Below are 21,395 nucleotides of genomic sequence, written 5' to 3' on the forward strand. Positions count from 1 at the left end.
CTATGGAACTGGTAAAAGGTAGTCCTAATGAAGCTGAAGTTACCAAAGTAAAGAAAAGCGGTAAGAAAGCAAAGACAGGCAATATCACAAAGAAAACGCATATCAATTTTGCTGAGATCAAACAGGAGAAATCTAACGAATGGGTCAAATATATCCCAAAGGTTGTACTTGCTTTGATATTGGTAGCCGCGCTTGTAAAAGTTGGTGTAATTGATCTGTTTGCAAAACTCAATGCTGCACAAAATGATGTTGCCATAAAGCAGCAGGAGATGGAATCCCTCAGCGCGAACTTGGATTCCAAGAATGAACTTTCAGATCAGTTCTATCATCTGACATGGACCTTCATGACAGATGAAGAGAATGAACGTATAAGCAGAGTGATTGCCTGTGATCTGGTGGATGTCATAGCTGATGGCAAGACCACAGTAAAGTCCTTCATAATTCAGGACAATGTAATGCTTATTAACATAAATACAGATACCCTTGAAAGTGTAGGAAAAATAGGAACAGTTCTTCAGGAACAGGAATATGTCGAAAGTGTATCTGTTGTTAATGCTCAAAAAGTAGAAGTAGAAACAGCACTTGATGAAGAGACAAATCGAACCGATATAATAGTTGAAGCGCAGATTAAGGTCAATCTGTCGATTAAACAGAATACGGAGGAAGAATCGTGAAACTACTTTCCAGAAAACTTTCGAGTAGAGAAAAAGTCCTGCTGGGCATACTGATTGGTATTGTAGTAGTTGCAGTTTACTATCTGCTTCTGTTTAATCCCTTAAGCGAACAGACGACCAGTTTGCAGGCGCAGGCGCAGGATATGGAAAACCAGCTGGTAGCACTTAGGGCAAAGAGTGATCAGATAGCTCAGATGAAAACCGAGATTAAGACACTTCAGGAAAATGGAAGAGCAGATCATTATATGCCCAGCTACAATGCAGGTAGTCAGGAGCTTGATTTTATGCATGAAGTACTATCAGCTCAGACTAAGGATTATCTTATATCTTTTACAAAAAGTACCAGAGAAAGCGAACAGATTCGCAGAAATTTCTCACTTACTTTTACATCAAAAGATTATGCAACCGCACAAAAAATCATTGATGCTCTTGAACAGAGCGAAATACGATGCCTTGTGGGCGATATGACGGTAGTCTCTAATTCAAAAGACAACCCTAACCTGCTTAAAGGTGAAGTGGAGGTAAGCTGCGGAGCGACCTTCTACGAGACCATGTATGAGGGAAAAGAGGATGCCGATTTGCCGGAGGATGCCAATGCCAAGAAAAAGGCGGCAGCTTCCGAATAAAGGTATTTTAAGCGGAGTGTAATCCCAATGGTTTGGGCTCCGCTTATTTGTCTTTTATAAGACAGAAATATTTTTTCGGAGGGGAAGACTATGATGAAGACAAGAAAAGCGAATTCTAAAGCGGGATTTACACTAGCCGAAGTACTTATTGCCGTAGCAATTATCGCGGTACTGGGTGGATTGGCTGTTGTAGGAGCTTTAAACATGGTCAAATCCTCCAGACAGAAATCTCTGGATAAAATTGCTGAGACAATATTTATCGCAGCAGACAGAAACATACAGGCAGCAGCACTTTCAGGTCATTCTGAGGAGCTGGGGGCTGATGGCGACCATAATGTCAGAAACGGAGATGAGCTTGCACAGATTGTTCTTCCCGCAGAGGCAGTAAGTGGTGATATAAACGCCGGCGACTATTATATTTCATATAAAGTCGACGGTTCTTTGTATGCAGTGCAGGAAGTATTTTATACTACCGCTGAATTCAAAAATGATTCTCTTTGGGCAACTGTGCCTAACGATTCCTTAAGAGGCAAAGAGAACAAGAACGCCAGAGACGGTAAGGTGGGCTGGTGTGGAATCAATCCGGAGAGTGCTCAGACTCTGCCTAATCAGCCCACATCAAATCCCGAGAAGATCAAGACAACTCTTAAACTAACCAACAAAGAACTTTTGGTAGCAGATATATTTATTGGTCTGCCCTCAGTAGATGAAAATCCCACACTATATTATGAAAACAACAATGAGAGACCAAGGGATGCACAGTATACTCTTACCATTACCGGTATAGATTCCGGTGCTGTGTGCGCTATAGAAGGTACCATGTCTTATAGTGCCACAAGCTTTGATCTGGAAAAACGAGGATATTATGCATCTATACCTATAGATAAACTTGAGCCAGGGCTCCAGTTCAAAAATCTTGTAAATGGTACCTATGACGTAAGTAAAGTGGATTATGTCGACAGAGTAGTTATGGATAGCTCTAACAAGCTCTTCCCGGGTGAGGATATTCTTGTTGAGCTGAGTGCTACTTGTGGCGGCGTTATTTCCATGCCATTTGAAGACTTACCGAATGGATTTACTATGTCCGCTCAGGAAAATTCGCTGTATGACACCCTCCGTTTCTTTGAAGGCGACGATGGGTCAGATCCCGGATATGATACTGTAAAAATCTCATATTGCAGACATTTGCAGAATCTTGACCGTAAATATGCCGGAATACCTGATGAATACGACCGAATTATTCATGTAGAACAGACGAAAACCCTTAACTTTACAAGAATTGGTGGCGAAGCAGATGAATATGATTACTGGAGATCTGTTTATCCTACACTGTCATATTGTCCGGTTATTAATGACAGAATAGATGTCTTTGATGGAATGGTTACCTGGAATGAAGCAGGTGGTATTACAAGTAAAGACAAGGATAATAATCCTCTTGAAGGTATCAAGAATGTAACTATAGCACGAGATGATTCATATAATGACTGGGATGCTGAACATAAGACAAACCTGGGTATTTTTGGTAAATTCTGTGGCTCAAGCATTACTAATGTAAATCTTGAAGGAATAAAAATCTCCAAACCGAATTACGCATCCGGTGGATATACGAGAGTTGGAAACCTTGTAGGTAACATTGTTTACAGTTCTGACAGAGGAATGGGTGAAAACGATGATCATATAGTCATAAAGGACTGTGTGGTTAGCAAATCAGAAATAGAATATACTGAGACCGGAGCTAATCAGGGTGAAATCGGCGGACTTATCGGACGAAGCAGTGCCAGATATTTTGACCTTGAAAACATAAAAGTGAACGGCCTGATAATTTATGCAGATGGTGGCAACCATGGTACCGGCACTAACCAGGGCGGTATTGTAGGTGGCCTTGGATACAGTGCAACCAATAGCAGTGAGAGTGGCGGACAATCATATGTCACCATGAAAAATCTCCAGGTTACACAATCTGTAATTAGTGAGATCAATACAGCCGGAGGTGCCCTTGGCGGCCTTGTTGGCAGTGAAGGTGCAAAAGAACTTACTGTAGAAGATTGTAAAACAGATGGCGTAATGCTTTATTCTGCCAATAATACCGCTACCAAGAAGCTTGGTGGTCTCATAGGACACAATGGTGGCGCTGTGACCATCACTAATTGCTCTGTCGAAGTTTCTGATCAGTATGCAGGAATGTATTCTCAGGCAGGTCTGGGTTCCGGCGTATCTACAGACAACGCAAAATATTATGTTTCCAGAGAAACCTCAAATACAGCAAGACCACTGGCAATTAACTCTCCTTGGATCTGGTCGACAGACACTTCCGGAGAATGTATTGCTGCAGGTTTTGTTGCATATTTTAATGGTGTAAGCGCAGATGAAACAAAAATAGAGAACAGCTTTGCTTCTACAATTATTTTGGCAGAGGGTCCGGGTAGTATAGCAGGAGGACTTGCCGGTGCCAATAATGGTAGTGGATCCAATTGTGTAAAAATGAACGAAAGCTATGCAGATTGTTATATTGGTGCAGTAACAGTTGGCGGACTTGCAGGAAAAATCGAAGCATCAGGATCAAACCAGCCGGAGTTCACAAAATGCTATTCAGCCGGATTTGTTTTAGGAACAAATGCTGAGACTGCAGGTGGAATCTCAACAACAAAATCTACGGTTACCAATTGTCTTAGCTTATTTAACTACGACAATATTTTTGATGATACTTTTACTGCGGTTACCTTTGATGCAAATGGATATATAAAAGGATATCCCAGTGAAACAGAACCTGCTGAGTCGCTTACTACAGTGTATCTTGTGGCAGGTCTTGAGAGTACTATCGATGAAAATACCTTCTACACCTATGGTGGAGATGGCGACTTTATAGTTGATCAGTATGATGATGAAAACATCAAATGTGATTATGCAAAAATCAAGGAGCTTGTAGAAAAGTATGGCAAAAACAGACTTACTGCTGCAAGTAATCCTGATCGCATAATACCTTACAAATATGCTCCTACGGCTTTATCCAGCAAGCTTAATAGTGTTGCCATGCCTGAACTTATCAATGTTAAGCATTATGGCGACTGGCTGGAAAAGCCTGAGATGCTTTGGTCCAGGATTTTTGCTAATGGTGACGGCACATATACCATGTACTTTGAGCGTGGCGCATGGAAGAAAAATGGCCATACAGAGGCACCTGTCATTCAATGGCAGGGTAATGCTGAGGATGGCTTCCTTAACGTGGCTGTTGTTCCTTGGGCATCCAATGGTGAAGGTTGGAGTGGAAGTAATAAGTCTAAGATTACTAAGGTTATATTCACGGAGAAATTCTGCAAGTCTGCTGAGACGTATTATGTAAAAGACTGGTTTAAAGATTTTACAGGACTAACTGAGATAGAGGGAATGGATATGTTTGATACTTCTCTCGTTAAAGATATGTCTCATATGTTCTATAACTGTAACAAGATACGAATTATTGATTGCAGCGGATTCGTGACGACAAATGTTACAAATTACTATCATATGTTTAGAGCATGTAGCAAACTTACTACCATTTTTGCTACCGATGCATTTTATGTGGACAGTGGGGCTTACACAAGCTTGGCATGTTGGGATTGCCCAAGACTTGTAGGAGGTGAAGGTACTCCGTGTCAAAATCTGCAGGCAAATAATTACAGATATAATGAGATGATGAAACTTGACAGGGTTGTTACAGCTGGTGAACCAGGCTACTTCACAGATATAGAAACTAGTGGAGCTGCGCTTATTGAGAAGACGGGTGTTGATAATGAATTCAGACTTCATATCTATCACGCTAAGAGTGATACCTATACTGCGGAAAAAGCTTCTTTTTTGGCTTCAGGTACGCTTGAAAAAGATCTTGGTAAGTTTAATATTGGTGGCTATAGAGAAGATGACGATTATCCATGGCACTCTTACAGACGTAAAATAGTTGATGTTAAGTTCCATGATAGGGATAAATATCGTCTGACATCCATGCGCAAATGGTTTAAAAACTTCGAGAAGATGGAAGAATTTGATGCTGATCAGTTAGAAGGTTATCCACTAACTAATTTCAGCGAGATGTTCTATGGTTGTTCAAAACTTAAGAGAGTTGATATGAGCAAGTGGAATACACACAGTGTAACTACCACTGATTATATGTTCTATAATTGCGTGAAGTTGGAATCTATTAATGTGACGGGGTGGGATACCACGAATGTAAAAAATATGGGTGGTATGTTTTACTATTGTAGCATTATAAAACTATTGGATTTAAGAAGCTTTAGCACTGCAAATGTTACATCTTTTGAGCAGATGTTCCGCGCTTGTGGCAGACTGAGAACAATATTGGCTACTGACGATTTTGTGGCCAATGACAGAGCTAATTGCTCTTTGATGTTCTGGGATGACGGTCGACTGATAGGTGGTGAGGGAACAAAAGCTGTTTATATCTATAATGATAATTATAACTACAGACCATATGTAAAGATTGACAGGGTAATAAGTACAGGAGTAGAGGGGTATTTTACTGACATATCTACTTGTGGTGGCGCACTTCTGCTTAAGACAGATGCAGAAGAAGAATATGAATTGCACATGTACTATGCAGATAAGAACAGAGGAGGAACCTATGAGTCTGCAAGAGCACAGGCTGAGAGCGATGGTACATTATACAAGGATCTTGGTGTGTTTAATATTGCGGGCTATAGATTTGCTGATGACTATCCGTGGCATAGCTATAGGAGGAAGATTGTAGAAGCTAAGTTTCATGACACCGACAAATACACGATGACATCTATGATGTATTGGTTCTGTGATTTTTCTATTATGAAGTCTTTTGATGCATCACAGATAAAGAATCAGCCGCTCACTGATCTTACCAGCACGTTTAGCGGTTGTTCTGTCCTTGAGAGCATTGATATGCACACATGGACAACGGGACATTTAAAAACAACATCGTATATGTTCTATGAGTGCAAGAAACTTACTTCTGTCAACGTAAGTAATTGGGATACCACGGCTGTTATAGATATGAGTGGAATGTTCTATAGATGTTCTGCTATAAAGACATTGGATCTTAGAAGCTTTAACACAGCAAATGTTACCAGCTTCAATCAGATGTTCCGCGATAATGGTAGATTACATACCATTTTTGCAACAGATGATTTTATTGCAAAAGATAATGCGGATTGTTGCCTGATGTTCTGGGAAAATGCTCACCTGATAGGAGGTGAAGGCACAAAGGCAGTAAATATTACTGCTCAAAACTACAATTACAGACCTTATGTCAAACTTGACAGAATTGTTAGTACTGGGGTTCCAGGTTATTTCACGGAGATTTCTACATGTGGTGGAGCTCTGCTTATTAAGACTGATGTTGAAGAAGAATATGTACTTCATATATATTATGCAGACAGCAGTAATGGAGGAACCTATGAAGCAGCCAAAGAAGCTGCAGAAAATGATGGTAGTCTGTTTATGGATTTAGGACCGTTCAATATTGCCGGATATCGATTTGCGGAGGATTACCCATGGCATAGTTATAGAGGAAATATTGTAGATGCCAAGTTCCATGATCAGGCTAAGTATACACTTGATTCCATGATGCATTGGTTTAGTGGATTTACTAAGATGAAGAACTTTGATGCATCACAGATCAAAAATCAGCCACTTACCGATCTTACAAATATGTTTTACGGATGTACAGCACTTGAAAGTATAGACATGCATACGTGGGATACATCGCATCTGAAGACAACCTCTTATATGTTCTATGGATGTAATAAACTTACTTCCGTTGATGTAACAAATTGGGATACAAGATCCGTTACCGATATGAGTGGAATGTTCTATAGGTGTTCCATTATTAAGACCTTGGATCTTAGAAGCTTTGATACGTCATCAGTTACAAGCTTTAACCAGACTTTTCGTGATTGCGGCAGATTGAGGACAATATTTGCGACGGATGCATTTACGGTAAGCGATAGTACAGATTGTAGCCTGATGTTCTGGGAAAATGGACATCTTATTGGAGGCGAAGGCACTAAGGCTGTAAATATTACGGCGCAAAATTACAATTACAGGCCATACGCTAAGCTTGATCGTGCTGTAAGTACAGGGGTACCTGGATATCTGACAGATATGAAGACATGTCTGGGTGCTCTTCTTTTAAACACAGCAACGGAAGATGAATATATACTCCATTTGTATTATGCAGACAGTGAAAATGGTGGTACTTACGATATTGCAAAGGCACAGGCTGAAAATGATGGTACCTTGTATAAAGATCTGGGTATGCTTAATGTTGCCGGATATCGATTTGCGGAGGATTATCCATGGCATAGTTATAGAGGAAATATTGTAGATGCCAAGTTCCATGATCAGGCTAAGTATACACTTGATTCCATGATGCATTGGTTTAGTGGATTTACTAAGATGAAGAACTTTGATGCATCACAGATCAAAAATCAGCCTCTTACCGATCTTACAAATATGTTTTACGGATGCACAGCACTTGAAAGTATAGACATGCATACGTGGGATACATCGCATCTGAAGACAACCTCTTATATGTTCTATGGATGTAATAAACTTACTTCCGTTGATGTAACAAATTGGGATACAAGATCCGTTACCGATATGAGTGGAATGTTCTACAGGTGTTCCATTATCAAGACCTTAGATCTTAGAAGCTTTGATACATCATCAGTTACAAGCTTTAACCAGACTTTCCGTGAGTGTGGATTGCTGCGGACAATATTTGTGACAGATATCTTTATTGTGACAGATAGAACGGATTGCTGTCTAATGTTCTGGGAAGATGGACACCTTATTGGAGGTGAAGGTACTAAGGCTGTAAATATTACGGCGCAAAATTACAATTACAGACCATACGCTAAGCTTGATCGTGCAGTAAGTGAAGGGGTTCCTGGATATCTGACAGATATGAAGACATGTCTTGGTGCTCTTCTTATCAAATCTGCAAATGAAGGAGAATATGAGCTAAAAATTTATTATGCTGATAGTGAAAATGGTGGAACATATGATACCGCTAAAGCTTTAGCAGAGAGTAATGGTTCTCTTCAGGAAGATCTTGGAATGTTCAATATTGCAGGTTATCGTTTTGCTGGTGATTATCCTTGGCATAGCAATAGAGGCAAAATAATATCTGTAGAGTTTAATGACCGTGAGAAATACAATCTTACATCAATGATGTATTGGTTTACCGGATTTGCTAAGATGGAAGCGTTTGATGGAAATCAGCTCGAAGGATATTCTTTGACAGATCTGACTGGAACATTCGATGGCTGTAGTGAATTGACAAGCCTAGATATGCATACATGGGATACATCGCATCTTAAGACAACTTGCAGCATGTTTAATGGTTGCAAAAAAATAAAGGAATTTGACTTTACAGGCTGGGATACAACAAGCGTTACCAGCATGAACGATATGTTCTATAATTGTTCATCTGTTAAGACTCTGGATCTTAGAAGCTTTAATACTGCTAATGTGACAAACTTCTATGATATGTTCAGAAACTGTAGTGAATTGACAACCATTTATGCTACTGATGATCTTTGCGGATTAGAGTCAGCAAATTATCAGTACATGTTCTTGTATTCGCCGAAATTGATTGGTGGAGAAGGAACTCATAGTTCTGATTTGCTAGGATATAAAGATTATAGACAGTATGCGAGAGTTGATAATCCTTCAGAAGGTAAGCCTGGCTATTATACGAATTATTCAAATTGCCTGGCAGCTTTGATTGAGAAAACGGCAAATGCTGATGAGTATAAATTACACATCTATTTTGCAGACAGTGATAATGGCGGCAGTTATGAGGCTTCAAAAAATTCAATGGAATCAGAAGGCTTATTAGAAGCTGATTTAGGTTTATTTAATAAAGGAGGATACAAAAACGCAGCGGATTATCCGTGGCATAAGTATAGACCGAGTATTGTTGATGTGGAATTCCATGATGGTGGTGCTTACCAACTTACGTCGATGAGATATTGGTTTAGCGGATTTACTAGGATGACATCTTTTGATGCAGGTCAGCTTGCGGGATATCCTCTGAAAGACCTTACGGGAATGTTTAGTGGATGTAGTTCTTTGAACAAATTAGACATGAGCTCATGGGATACATCAGGGGTAACCTCTCTTAATGCCATGTTTAATGAGTGCAGAAGTCTCACAACGTTAGCTTTTACAGGTTGGGTTACAACGAATGTAACTACTATGAAGGATATGTTCTACAATTGCGTTTCTATAAAATCATTGAATCTTAGTAGTTTTAATGCAGCGAATGTTACATCATTTGAGAATATGTTCAGGAATTGTACGGAATTAAAAACTATATTTGCTACAAATGACCTTTGCGGTTCAGAGACAGCAAATTATCAGTACATGTTCTTATATTCTCTTAAACTAATTGGCGGTGAAGGAACACATGGATCAGATTTATATGGATACAGGGATTACAGACAATATGCGAGAGTTGATAGAGCATCTGTTGGTGAGCCCGGATACTACACAAATTATGCTAATAGTTTGGCTGCATTGTTAGAGAAATCAAGTACTGCAGGTGAATATAGACTACATATTTATTTTGCTGACAGTAGTAATGGTGGTAGCTATGAGTCATCCATAAGCATGATGGAGAGTGACGGCACTTTGGAAGCAGATTTGGGATTACTTAGTACTGGCGGATATAAAAATGCATCGGATTACCCATGGTATGACTATAGAACTAATATAGTCGATGTTGAATTTCACGATAGAGAGTCATATCAGCTTATATCTATGAGATATTGGTTTAGCGGATTTACTAGGATGACATCTTTTGATGCAGGTCAGCTTGCGGGATATCCTCTGAAAGATGTTACAGGAATGTTTAACGGATGTAGCGCATTAACCAGTATGGATATGAGCTCATGGGATACTTCAGCATTAACATCGACAAGCCAAATGTTTAATGATTGTATTGAAATTACTTCATTAGATTTTACAGGATGGGATACCACACATATTACTGATATGTCCAAGATGTTCTATAATTGTAAAAAAATTAAGGTAATGGATATGAGGAGCTTTAGTACTGCTAATGCAACATCAATGAGCGAGATGTTTAGATTCTGTGAAAGATTAACAACTATATTGGCTACCGATAACTTTGTAGCATCCGCAAGTTGTAATTGTCAGTATATATTCCTCAATAGTCCCAATATTGTAGGTGGACAGGGAACAAGGCAGCAGTCTTTAACTGATTACTCGGCTTACAAGCAATACATTAGGGTTGATCGTAAATTAACAGGACAGCCAGGATATTTTACAGATGTTGAGTCAGAGATGATAACGGACGGATACTTGAAACTAGTTATTTCTACTGAAAACGGACCGTTAACAGTTTATTACTACAAAGGCGTATTTTATGCTACTGCTGCTGAGGCATATGCTGCAGCAAATCCTTAATAAAGCATAGGGACCTATTTTCATGAAAGTGAGGGAGAGACTATGAAAAAAAGAATTATGAATATCATGGCGCTAGCCGCATCTATTGGACTTATTGCCATGCAGGGTTTTTCCATAAGGGTCTATGCTGAGGAAGAAGTGAACGTTACGGATCCTGCAGGAGAAGAATTGGATGAAGCTACGTTACAGGCTACTAGAGAACTTGTGGCGAAGCTGAATGCCGATGCAGGTAATTACGTTCTTGGATTCACTTTCGATGTGGGCAGTATTCTTTCAGAGGCTGATGGAGAGACTTCTGCAGCGATAACAGATTTTATCGAATCATCCTATAGTATTACAGATATGGGCGATGGTATCCTGGAGATAGTAGATCCTGAAGAGTTCAGGCAACTTATGGATATAGTTGCTGAGAGTGAGATTAAGAAGGTATCTGCAAGTCAGGATGCCAATGGAGATATGTCTAATCCTGAGAGCCGGTTATGGGCCAGGGTATATCAGACATCAGATGAGTTATATACTATCTACTTTGAGCGTGGGCTTAGAGGTGGTCATGAAGGAGAGAAGTTCGAGTCTGAATACCGTGCAGATCTTGATGGTTGTTTCCTTTTAAGTGATGACGAGAGTCATCCTTGGGGAGATTATGCGGACAAAGTTGAGAGAATAGTTTTCTATGCCGGATTTGGTCAGGATGCAGAGCCTCATAACATGGCAGGATGGTTCCAGGGATATACTAATCTGAAATCAGTTGAAGGATTAAATAATTTAAATACATCTCAGGTTAGTAATATGGAGAGACTATTTGCCGGTTGTACATCACTCGAAGATGTTAATCTAAGCGGGATGACATTTGACAATGTGTCTAGTTTAAAGGAGATGTTTGCAGGATGCACTGCACTTACTTCTGTTGAAATGGAAGGGAATGCATCTAATGTTACTGATATGAGCAGCATGTTTGCAGGATGCTCTGAACTTACTTCTCTAAAATTTGAGTGTAGTACACAGAACCTTACGGATTTAAGTAATATGTTTGCTGGTTGCAGTTCATTGGAGAGATTAGTTCTTACAGATCTGAATACTGAAAATGTAACTGATATGACTTCTATGTTTGATGGATGCTCAGAACTGGTTGGCATATATGTAGGCGAAGGATTTAATACTGAAAATGTAGAAGAATCAGATAATATGTTTGCCGGTTGCAAGAATCTGGTAGGAAGAAATGGTACAGTCTGGGATGAGGATCATATTGATTGCGAATATGCTCGTCTTGATGATGCTGACTATTTTGATAATGAAGATGGAACATATTCGTATCTTGACGGAGATTATGGATATTTCAGAGATGATGTAGATGCTGAAGAACCTATTCCAATGACCAAAGATATACTGGTTGATCTTCCTGATGAAGAGAAAGAGGAAAAGAAGAAAGAGAAAAAGAAGAAGGAAGAGGCGAAGGAAGCAGAAGAATCTCAGGATGGCTCTGACACAGAGAAACAGGAAGATGGCATAGGAGAAGAACAGGCTTCTGAAGAAGAGAATAACGGAGAGTCGACAGAGGATACCGGTGAGTCCGATGAGTCAGGTGAATCCGGCGAGAATAATTCAGAAGAGAACAATTCTGAAGAGAACAATTCAGAAGAGAATAACTCAGAAGAAAATGCTTCTGAAGGGGATCATTCCGGTGAAAATAACTCAGAGGAAGGTGGCTCTGAACAGGGAGAAGCACAGGAGAGTTCATCAGAAGAAAGCGGATCTGAAGAGAATGCTTCTGATGAAAGTGCAGATACCGGCGAAGATTCCTCATCAGAGGAAGAAAGTGCACAGGAGAGTAATGAGTCATCTGAGGAGAGCGGTTCTTCTGACGATGAAGAAAGCAGCACCGAAGAAGAGAGTAGTAATTCTGAAGATGCAATGCCTGTAAATTCTGATGAACCTGAAAATAGTGGTGAAGAGGGAGATGGCGGCAGTGGTAATGGTGATTGAAAAATTCCGAAAGAAAATTGAATCACAAAATGGTGCAACGATCGTTTTTGCTCTGGCAGTTTTTCTTGTTGCTGTAATTATCAGTTTTTCACTGGTGACAATCAGTAGTACAGCGATTAAGACGTCCGGAAAACAACTAAAAGACGAGCAGGCATATCTGGCTGTTTCTTCAGCCGCGAGGATGATTCAGAAACAGCTGGATGGTCTGTATATTGAGGTTGAGTATCCCGGAGACATTACTGGTGGAGAATCTCTTTCCGGAACTTATAAGATCAAGAGGACAGAGAGGTTAGAAGATGAAACCGGTGCAAAGTATGTAATTCGAGAGATTACAGGTGATAATCTGGTAGGCTTTGAGGCTGCTATTTTTGCCGTGATTAAGGGTGACAAATCCATGACCGAATCCATGCTTACAGTTACTTCTTCCGATGCGCCGGGGATGAAAATGAATCCGGTAAAGGTAATCATAAATGCTCCGGATGATCGGGATGATTATGGAGAGAATGGTTTTTCTGTAGTTTTTCAGGCACTGGATGAAAAGGATGATTCTGTGATTTACCAGTCCAGCCTCGATTTCTATGGATATAGTACTAACAGAGTAAAGAGAAAACCTGACAATACTGTTAAGTCGACAACAACCAGAATCAGCTGGCGTATTTACAATGATAAGACCGGAAATGTCAATGATCCGGACGAGCCTTGAGGATGAGCTATGAAATTATTTTTTCAAAAATTGAAAAACAAATCAGGGGAATCACTGATAGAAACACTGGTAGCAACACTCATAACAGTGCTCGGGATGATGATTCTTGCCGGTGCCATCACTACCGCATCAAGAGGGACTAAAGCGGCCAAAGAGCTGCAGTCTTCGCTATCTACTGAGACTGGTGCTGATGATTATTCTGCCACAGTAAATGTTAGTTATGAGAGTACGACTGCATCTTTTCAGGTAAAACTGTTTAATTATTCAAGCGAAGATGATGATCCTGGTAGCGGACGTTTGTATTTTTATGAATATGAATATGGGAATGACTGATTATGATGAAACGTATGAGGGAGTTTTTGTCCAAAAAAATACGAAGTAACGGTGGTTTTTCATTGACAGAATTGTTGCTGTGCACGCTCATTATGATGCTTACTACATCTATACTTGTTGTTACCATGAGATTAGCAGCAAACCATTACGACGATATTGTTACAGACAGTGAGGCCACCATGCTCTGCAGGACTTTGTCACTTGCAATAAGAGACAAGCTGTCTTATGTTGTAAAGGTGGAGAATACCGATGATGGCATAGTATATTACAGTGCGAGCCAGAATCAGGAGTATGCTCCATTCAGTATAGTTCTGCTTACTGCTGACGACACCGAAATTGCAGCTTCAGCCGGCAATTTTGGAAGAGTTGTTATGAAATATACTGATCCGGTATCAACCAGAACCGTAAACTATAGTCTGGTAAACAAGGCATCTTACACGGATTATGGTGATGGACTTGTATCATCATGTGTTGTAGATATTCATGAGGAAGACGATAAAATCCAGTATTTTGTTGTTAATATTGGTATTTATAAAGCGAACAAAACTGATACCCCAATAATGGAGAATGAGTTTGTGGTATTTCCGATTCTTAGAGATGTTCCACAGCTATGATGGATTGTGCGCAAAAATCTTTTGAGTTAATATAGAATAAGCAACATTTAATATGCGGGGGGATGACACAAAATGTATGCTTATTTCAGAACAATAGTCTTCATCTTTGGACTTATATTCGGTTCGTTTCTTAATTGCACTGCAATTCGAATTTGCAGGAAAGAGGATTTTGTAAAAGGTAAGAGCCACTGCATGTACTGCGGACACGACCTTGCTGCAATAGATCTTATTCCTGTAGTCAGCTATCTTCTTACAAAGGGAAAATGCAGATATTGCAAAGAAAAAATATCACCTAGATATCCACTTACTGAGCTTTCTTTTGGCATAATAACACTGTCAATGTACCTTGCAGTGTTAGAGCCTTCTTTTAGACTTGCGTTCACTGTGGACGTTCCTACATTAGTATTGTTTTTCAGAAATCTTTTTCTTTCGGGAATCCTATTTATAATAGCGCTTACAGATCTTGAGACCTTTGAAATTCCTGATGGATGCATCCTTGCAGGGATCATCACCTGGATAGTGACTGCGCCTTTCATGTCAGGAGAAGGCGTCTTTACAAAGGCATCGCTCTTATGGATTGGACATCATCTTCTGGCAGGAATTTTGATGCTCGCCATTATGCTTCTTTTGACTATGGCAATGGAGAAGTTCCTTAAAAAGGAAGCACTGGGCGGTGGAGATATTAAACTCTTTGCAATGCTGGCACTTTACCTTGGATATGCCGGAAGCTATGAGCTTATCATTTTTTCCTGCATCAGCGGACTTTTATTTGCAGCAATCAGGCGATTGCTTAACCCGGATGCTTCAAAGGCATTTCCCTTTGGCCCTGCCATAGCATTTTCCGGATATTTGCTTTTGATTTTTTCAGAAAGAATTACAAACTGGTACCTTGGGCTGCTTATGTAGAGTCGTGTTTTATATGTCAGGTGGCAGAAAAATACGCTCCTGACTATGATACAGAGGCTATATACAATGAATTGATGAAAGAAAAGGGTTTCGATTGATCATTGTTAAGTTAGGGGGCTTTCACACTAAGAAATTGGTGCGACAGCCCGCTTTTTTTGAGGTAAAATGTACTATATATATTACTAACCAGGAGGACATTATGGCAGAAGAAAGCAAAAACGCATTTTCAGAATTTATTGGGGATTTTATGAAGCGCGAGAAGGCTGATAAGCTGGAGCGTTACAGACATCTGAACAAGTTTGTGAAAAAGGGACAGATCCTTTTTACAGGCTCATCACTTATGGAGCAGTTTCCTATTCAGGAGATTCTTTTAAATCACGGAATGAATCTGACAATCTATAACAGGGGCATCGGCGGATACACGATTCCTGAGATGCTTGATGCTATGAACGAGCAGATTCTTGACTTAGAGCCATCTAAGATTTTCATCAATATCGGAACCAACGACATCAGCATACCTGATGAGACCAAGGAAAAGCTCATCTCTGATTACAGACAGGTACTTACCCAAATTAAGGAAAAACTTCCAGAAACTGTGGTTTACCTTATGGCTTATTATCCTGTAAACGAGACAGTAGCAGCAAAAATGCCATGGCCCGGCGCTGACAGAGCAGCGATTTTACGCAGGGAGAGACTCCCTGAAGCCAACGCTGCAGTTAAGGCTCTCGCCGAGGAATTTGGGTACAACTATATCGACGTAAACGATGGCCTCACAGGCTCTGACGGCAAGACCAAAGAGGAATTTTCAATCGATGGAATCCACATGTGGTCTGATGCCTACGAAGTTGTTTTTGAAAATATGAAGAAATATCTTTGATTTATGATTTTTGGCGTTGTCCCCACCTGATTTGGGGACGTGCTATTTGTTATAAATGAAATTTCAGAGATCCGCACTAGCTGCGGATTTCAATCAAATATGAAAGCGAAAGGTTTTGGGGGCATTTATGGAATGTTATGGAAGAAAACCAAATTATAATTTTCTTCATCAAATGATGTTTGGCATGGCGGAGTTTTACAATGGGGGAGCCTTTGTCATCATCAACACTTTTTTTGCAGTATTTATGACCAAGGCTCTTGGTATGCCTGCAGCTCTTGCAGGAACAATCCCGCTTGTGGGAAAAGTATGGGATGCCATCACAGATCCCATGATGGGAAATATTACTGACAGAACCACGTCCAAATTCGGACCAAAGAGGTTCTATATTTTAATAGGTGCATTTGCTTCGTCAATCACTTTCCTTTTGTTGTGGGTAAGGGTTCCCAGCACTTCACCTGTAGTTCTTTATATCTTTTATCTGTTTATGTACTGCCTGTTTTCCACGGGCTTTACAATCCTGTTTGTTCCATATTACGGTCTGCTTCCGGACATGATGGATGATTATGCCATGCGTGCAAAGTTCTCAAACTGCCGCATGATCTGGTCAACTCTTGGTTCCATGGTATGCGGACTTATTCCGACATTCATTATTACAGATACGCTGAACACCGGACTGTACATGAAGTGTGCGCTTATTTTCAGTGTTCTTTTCCTGTGCACATCCCTTGTTACTTTCTTTGGCACTTGGGAAAAGAAAAAGGAACCTATAAACACAACTCTTGCAGAGAGCTTCCCGCAGTCTGTAAGCGTCTTAAAGAGCAGATCCTTCAGGCTTTTCCTTGGGCTCTACCTCTTTGGACAGTGCGGCATGGATTTCGTTTCCGGCATGGCTGTGTACTATGTGGATGATGTCTTAAATGGCTACGGAAATGGATACTTTACTTATCTTATGGCAGTTCTTCTGGTATCACAGCTGGTGGGTATGCTTGTTTGGGGACCTGTAATGAGCAGGACATCAAAAAGAACAACCATACTTATCGGAGCTCCCATAAGGCTCCTTGGTACTTTGGGACTTCTTGCTTTTTCCTATGAAGGCGCAAATATCGTTCTGATCCTTGTTTTGACGGCTCTTATCGGATTTGGTAATGCAGCTACGCTCACCAGTATTTTCGCTATCATGGCTGATATGGCTGAAGTTGACGAGCTCATTACATCCATCAGAAGACCGGGCATCGTTTCCGGCATGGCTACCTTTATTAGAAAAATCTCCGCAGGAGTATCTGCAGCTGTAATCGGAATTCTTTTATCAGCAGTTGGCTACGACGAAGTAATCGCCAACCAGGGTGGACGCCAGTCCCTTGGCACGCAGCAGGGAATAGCTCTGATATTTATTATCTGTCCTGCGATTTTGATCACGCTTTTGTTTGTGGTTGCTGCTATTTTCCCTATCACAGGAAAAGAGTTTGCAGTCATTCAAAAAGATATCGCCCGCAGAAAAGGCGAAGAACCTTCAGTAGCATCAGATGAAGAGAAGCGAATCTGCGAGAAAGTAACAGGCTTTTCCTACGATAAACTCTGGGATATCAGGAACTCAAACAAGAAGGTTTGATTTTTGAAAAATCGTATTCCAACAAACGGTTATTTACATAAGAAGAAAGAAGGTAAAATTATGAGCTATCCTTTAATTTGGGCACACCGCGGAGCCAGTGGTTATGCACCTGAGAACACCCTTCCTGCATTCAAAATGGCTGCAGACATGAAGGCTGATGGAGTAGAGCTTGACATCCAGCTTACAAAAGATGACGTGATCGTGGTCTGCCATGACGAAACTATAGACAGAACCAGTAACGGTGCAGGCTTCATCAAGGATTACACCTATGAGGAGCTTCTTAAGTTTGATTTCTGCAATGGCAATCAGGCTTATGAAGGCGTGCACATTCCTACTATGGAAGAGGTCTTTGATCTCCTTGATCCTACAGGCCTTACCATCAACATCGAGCTAAAGACCGGGGAGATATTCTACCCTGATCTTGAGGATAAGATCGTAGAACTTACAAAGAAAAAGGGCTTTTCCGACAGAGTCATCTACTCATCCTTCAACCATTACTCTGTTATGAAGATAAAGGATATGGATCCCGACGCAAAAGTAGGCTTTCTCTACGGAGACGGTCACCTCAACATGCCCGGCTACGCTGCAGAGAATGGCGTAAATGCACTTCATCCCGCATTCTATAACCTGCAGTACCCTGATTATATGGATGATTGCAACATGTTTGAAATCGACGTAAATGTCTGGACCGTCAACAAAAAGGCAGACCTTATAAAGTGCCGCGACATGGGCGTAAATGCCGTAATTACTAACTATCCTGATAAGGCAAGGAAGATATATGAACAAGGTTAATTTTTTAGGTGAAGACAACTTCACACAGATCATGAAAACTGAGAATAAGGAGTTTCGCAAAGCCCACGTAAAACAGGGCAAGTTCAAGTCCTTTGACGGAACAACTCTCAATTACTATTTTGCTATCCCTGAAAACGCTACCAAGGTAGTAGTTTTCGTTCATGGCTTTTGTGAGTTTTTCGGAAAATACCATGAGTACGCCTGGTATCTCTACCAGGCTGGCTTTGGATTCTACTTTATAGAACAGCGCGGACACGGCTACTCTGAGGGCAAGATGAAGGAACCCGACGTAGTCTATATAGATGACTACAATACCTACGTAGAGGACCTGCGCATTTTTATGGATAAAGTAGTTGTGCCTACAACATCAGAGAAAAAGCTTATCCTTATTGCGCACTCAATGGGCGGCGCTGTAAGCACCCTTTTCATGGAAAAATATCCAGGGTATTTTGACAGGGCTATCCTTAGTTCTCCCATGCTTAAGATGAAGTCTGTTCCTTCTAAATTTGTGATAAGTCTTATAAGCATCTACGCAACTTTATTTGGCAAGCGCAAATCCATGGGCCCCGGCCAGAAGCATTTTGATGCAAAGCCTGTTTTCGAGACCAGCAGTACCCAGTCAAAACCGCGCTACGACTATATGTTTGAGATGCGTTTAAAGGATGAGCATTATCAGACCTATGGAGCAGCTATTGGGTGGGGGCTTGCAAGCTATAAGGTTTTTGACAGGATTTTCAAAAATACTTCAAGGCTCACTTTGCCCATAACAGTATTCACTGCGGGGGAGGACCATCTTATCGATCCTGACGGATATAGGGAATTCGAGCGCAAAGTCCCTCAAGCGAAGATCATTAACTTCGAGGATTCTAGGCATGAGATATTCAATGCATTGGAAGAGACTCGTAATGAATACTTTAGGCAGGTATTGGAGATAATAGACAATGACTGATATTTTCGGAACTCTCGGCCCATCCTGCAGTGATAAAGCTACACTGAAAGCAATGTTCGAAGCCGGCATGACGGGAGTGAGACTTAATCTGTCCCATTCCATGCTTGCTGACAACTTAGATACCATAGATATGGTCAAAAGCGCCGCCCGGGAAGTGGGCGTAGAGCCCCTTATACTTGTGGACATTCAAGGCCCGGAACTTAGGATAGGTGTATTGTCGGAGGATTTGCAGCTAAGCGAAGGTCAGGAGATTGTGATTGGAAAAGACTGGATTCCTGTGAACTCTCGGATTTTGGAGAATATTCGTCCCGGAATGGAACTGGCTTTTGATGATGGAAAGATAGCTGCAGTTGTTTCTTCGTGCTCAGATGGATGTGCGTTGGCCAAAGTAAAGCGTGGCGGTGTCCTTAAGAGCCGCAAAAGCATAGCCTCAGATGATTTCAATATAGAGATGCCTACTCTGACTGAAGCTGACCATATAAATATTAAGTGTGCGGCAGAGAATGGCATAACCGGAATAATGCAGCCCTTTGTGAGAGGGAGTGAGGATGTGGCTATTCTTCGGAAGGAACTTCATCTCTGCGGTGCTGATAATATACGCATCTATGCCAAGATAGAAGACAGGCGCGGAATAGATAAGCTTTCTTCTATTATGGAAGAATGCGACGAGATCATAATCGCGAGAGGCGACCTTGGCAATGCTGTACCACTGTGGGAACTGCCCGGAATACAAAAAGACATTGCATCTAGATGCAATGCGGCCGATAAACCATTTATGGTTGTAACTCAAATGCTTGCATCAATGGAACATAATCCTGTTCCAACAAGGGCAGAAGTCAGTGACATATTCAACGCAATCCTAGATGGGGCCTCGTCTGTAATGGTTACAGGAGAGACTGCTGTAGGCCAATTTCCGGTGGAAACAATAAGGTTTTTGAAGCAAACAGTACTCAGTGCAGAGAAATATTCAAAAAAATTTTAATGCTAAATCCAGTAAAATTGCGGCTTCCGAGGAAACTGCAATTTTTTTTGAAAAAAAGTGAAATTTTTTGTTGACACCCATATAGGAGAGTGATATATTTAATTTCGCTGCGGCGCACGGCAAACAAACAAAAAGCCCGCGAGCCCAGTATTTAAGCACTTTGACAATGGAATAGTAATGCAACCCTGAAAATTCCAAACAGCATTGAGCAGAGCAAAATCAATCAGGGATAGCTCGTGCAAGTTTACTTGCTAAGAGCTATACATGAATGATTTTATTTTGCGAAAGCAAAAGATTGGGAAACGCGAAGCGTTTCGCAATACCGGCTCTGATCAATAACGAATATTCAGAGAACAAAACAAACCTAACAAGGTAAAAACGGACAGAACAAAGCCAAGCTTTAGTTCTGGTCAGACGAACGATCCAGTCACTTTAAGTGATTAGATAAATTTTAAACGTGAGAGTTCGATCCTGGCTCAGGATGAACGCTGGCGGCGTGCCTAACACATGCAAGTCGAACGGAAGATTATCGCTGATGAAGCTTCGGCAGAATCTTGATGATCTTTAGTGGCGGACGGGTGAGTAACGCGTGGGCAACCTGCCTCGTACTGGGGGATAACAGTTGGAAACGACTGTTAATACCGCATAAGCGCACGGTATCGCATGATACAGTGTGAAAAACTCCGGTGGTACGAGATGGGCCCGCGTCAGATTAGCCAGTTGGCGGGGTAACGGCCCACCAAAGCGACGATCTGTAGCCGGACTGAGAGGTCGGACGGCCACATTGGGACTGAGACACGGCCCAAACTCCTACGGGAGGCAGCAGTGGGGGATATTGCACAATGGGCGAAAGCCTGATGCAGCGACGCCGCGTGAGTGAAGAAGTATTTC

General features: G+C 41.0%; 13 protein-coding genes and 1 rRNA gene. All 14 read left to right on the plus strand.

Features of this window, described 5'->3' with window-relative positions:
* Positions 1-2 precede the first annotated feature (2 nt).
* The gene (locus G603_RS0101600; protein ID WP_026524675.1) at positions 3-674 is read left to right on the plus strand and encodes a hypothetical protein; all 672 of its coding nucleotides are present in this window, start codon (positions 3-5) and stop codon (positions 672-674) included.
* The gene (gene gspM / locus G603_RS0101605; RefSeq protein ID WP_026524674.1) at positions 671-1,300 is read left to right on the plus strand and encodes a type II secretion system protein GspM; all 630 of its coding nucleotides are present in this window, start codon (positions 671-673) and stop codon (positions 1,298-1,300) included. Before G603_RS0101600 ends, gspM begins: the two co-directional genes overlap by 4 nt.
* 90 nt (positions 1,301-1,390) lie before the next feature.
* Positions 1,391-10,759, plus strand: a complete 9,369-nt coding sequence (locus G603_RS0101610) for a BspA family leucine-rich repeat surface protein (protein WP_026669108.1) — start codon at positions 1,391-1,393, stop codon at positions 10,757-10,759.
* 42 nt (positions 10,760-10,801) lie between these two features.
* Positions 10,802-12,739 (plus strand): BspA family leucine-rich repeat surface protein, encoded by a 1,938-nt coding sequence (locus G603_RS21210; protein ID WP_051207341.1) that lies wholly within the window; start codon positions 10,802-10,804, stop codon positions 12,737-12,739.
* Positions 12,714-13,442 carry a hypothetical protein gene (locus tag G603_RS0101620; protein ID WP_026524671.1) on the plus strand — a complete coding sequence of 243 codons (729 nt, stop codon included), beginning with the start codon at positions 12,714-12,716 and terminating at the stop codon, positions 13,440-13,442. Before G603_RS21210 ends, G603_RS0101620 begins: the two co-directional genes overlap by 26 nt.
* Before the next feature lie 9 nt (positions 13,443-13,451).
* The gene (locus G603_RS0101625) at positions 13,452-13,775 is read left to right on the plus strand and encodes a type IV pilus modification PilV family protein (protein WP_026669109.1); all 324 of its coding nucleotides are present in this window, start codon (positions 13,452-13,454) and stop codon (positions 13,773-13,775) included.
* A 2-nt stretch (positions 13,776-13,777) separates the two neighbouring features.
* The gene (locus tag G603_RS0101630; protein WP_155830999.1) at positions 13,778-14,389 is read left to right on the plus strand and encodes a hypothetical protein; all 612 of its coding nucleotides are present in this window, start codon (positions 13,778-13,780) and stop codon (positions 14,387-14,389) included.
* A gap of 72 nt (positions 14,390-14,461) precedes the next feature.
* Positions 14,462-15,295, plus strand: coding sequence for a prepilin peptidase (locus G603_RS21215; protein WP_051207343.1), 834 nt, complete (start codon positions 14,462-14,464; stop codon positions 15,293-15,295).
* Positions 15,296-15,494: 199 nt separating this feature from the next.
* Positions 15,495-16,172 carry a GDSL-type esterase/lipase family protein gene (locus tag G603_RS0101640; protein ID WP_026669111.1) on the plus strand — a complete coding sequence of 226 codons (678 nt, stop codon included), beginning with the start codon at positions 15,495-15,497 and terminating at the stop codon, positions 16,170-16,172.
* Positions 16,173-16,299: 127 nt separating this feature from the next.
* Entirely contained in the window at positions 16,300-17,781 is a 1,482-nt protein-coding gene (locus G603_RS18865; protein ID WP_051207346.1) for an MFS transporter, read from the plus strand.
* 60 nt (positions 17,782-17,841) lie between these two features.
* The gene (locus tag G603_RS0101650; protein WP_026524667.1) at positions 17,842-18,573 is read left to right on the plus strand and encodes a glycerophosphodiester phosphodiesterase; all 732 of its coding nucleotides are present in this window, start codon (positions 17,842-17,844) and stop codon (positions 18,571-18,573) included.
* Entirely contained in the window at positions 18,560-19,522 is a 963-nt protein-coding gene (locus G603_RS0101655; RefSeq protein WP_026669112.1) for an alpha/beta fold hydrolase, read from the plus strand. Before G603_RS0101650 ends, G603_RS0101655 begins: the two co-directional genes overlap by 14 nt.
* Positions 19,515-20,504, plus strand: a complete 990-nt coding sequence (gene pyk, locus G603_RS0101660; protein ID WP_026669113.1) for a pyruvate kinase — start codon at positions 19,515-19,517, stop codon at positions 20,502-20,504. Before G603_RS0101655 ends, pyk begins: the two co-directional genes overlap by 8 nt.
* 453 nt (positions 20,505-20,957) lie before the next feature.
* Positions 20,958-21,395, plus strand: a 16S ribosomal RNA gene (locus G603_RS0101665); the annotation flags it as partial.

The sequence above is a fragment of the Butyrivibrio sp. AE3006 genome, assembly GCF_000424165.1.
GTDB lineage: Bacteria > Bacillota > Clostridia > Lachnospirales > Lachnospiraceae > Butyrivibrio.

Coding starts and splice junctions, on each gene's coding strand:
- G603_RS0101600 (WP_026524675.1), top strand. CDS start 3: ATGGAACTGGTAAAAGGTAGTCCTAATGAAGCTGAAGTTACCAAAGTA.
- G603_RS0101610 (WP_026669108.1), top strand. CDS start 1,391: ATGATGAAGACAAGAAAAGCGAATTCTAAAGCGGGATTTACACTAGCC.
- G603_RS21210 (WP_051207341.1), top strand. CDS start 10,802: ATGAAAAAAAGAATTATGAATATCATGGCGCTAGCCGCATCTATTGGA.
- G603_RS0101620 (WP_026524671.1), top strand. CDS start 12,714: ATGGCGGCAGTGGTAATGGTGATTGAAAAATTCCGAAAGAAAATTGAA.
- G603_RS0101625 (WP_026669109.1), top strand. CDS start 13,452: ATGAAATTATTTTTTCAAAAATTGAAAAACAAATCAGGGGAATCACTG.
- G603_RS0101630 (WP_155830999.1), top strand. CDS start 13,778: ATGATGAAACGTATGAGGGAGTTTTTGTCCAAAAAAATACGAAGTAAC.
- G603_RS21215 (WP_051207343.1), top strand. CDS start 14,462: ATGTATGCTTATTTCAGAACAATAGTCTTCATCTTTGGACTTATATTC.
- G603_RS0101640 (WP_026669111.1), top strand. CDS start 15,495: ATGGCAGAAGAAAGCAAAAACGCATTTTCAGAATTTATTGGGGATTTT.
- G603_RS18865 (WP_051207346.1), top strand. CDS start 16,300: ATGGAATGTTATGGAAGAAAACCAAATTATAATTTTCTTCATCAAATG.
- G603_RS0101650 (WP_026524667.1), top strand. CDS start 17,842: ATGAGCTATCCTTTAATTTGGGCACACCGCGGAGCCAGTGGTTATGCA.
- G603_RS0101655 (WP_026669112.1), top strand. CDS start 18,560: ATGAACAAGGTTAATTTTTTAGGTGAAGACAACTTCACACAGATCATG.
- pyk (WP_026669113.1), top strand. CDS start 19,515: ATGACTGATATTTTCGGAACTCTCGGCCCATCCTGCAGTGATAAAGCT.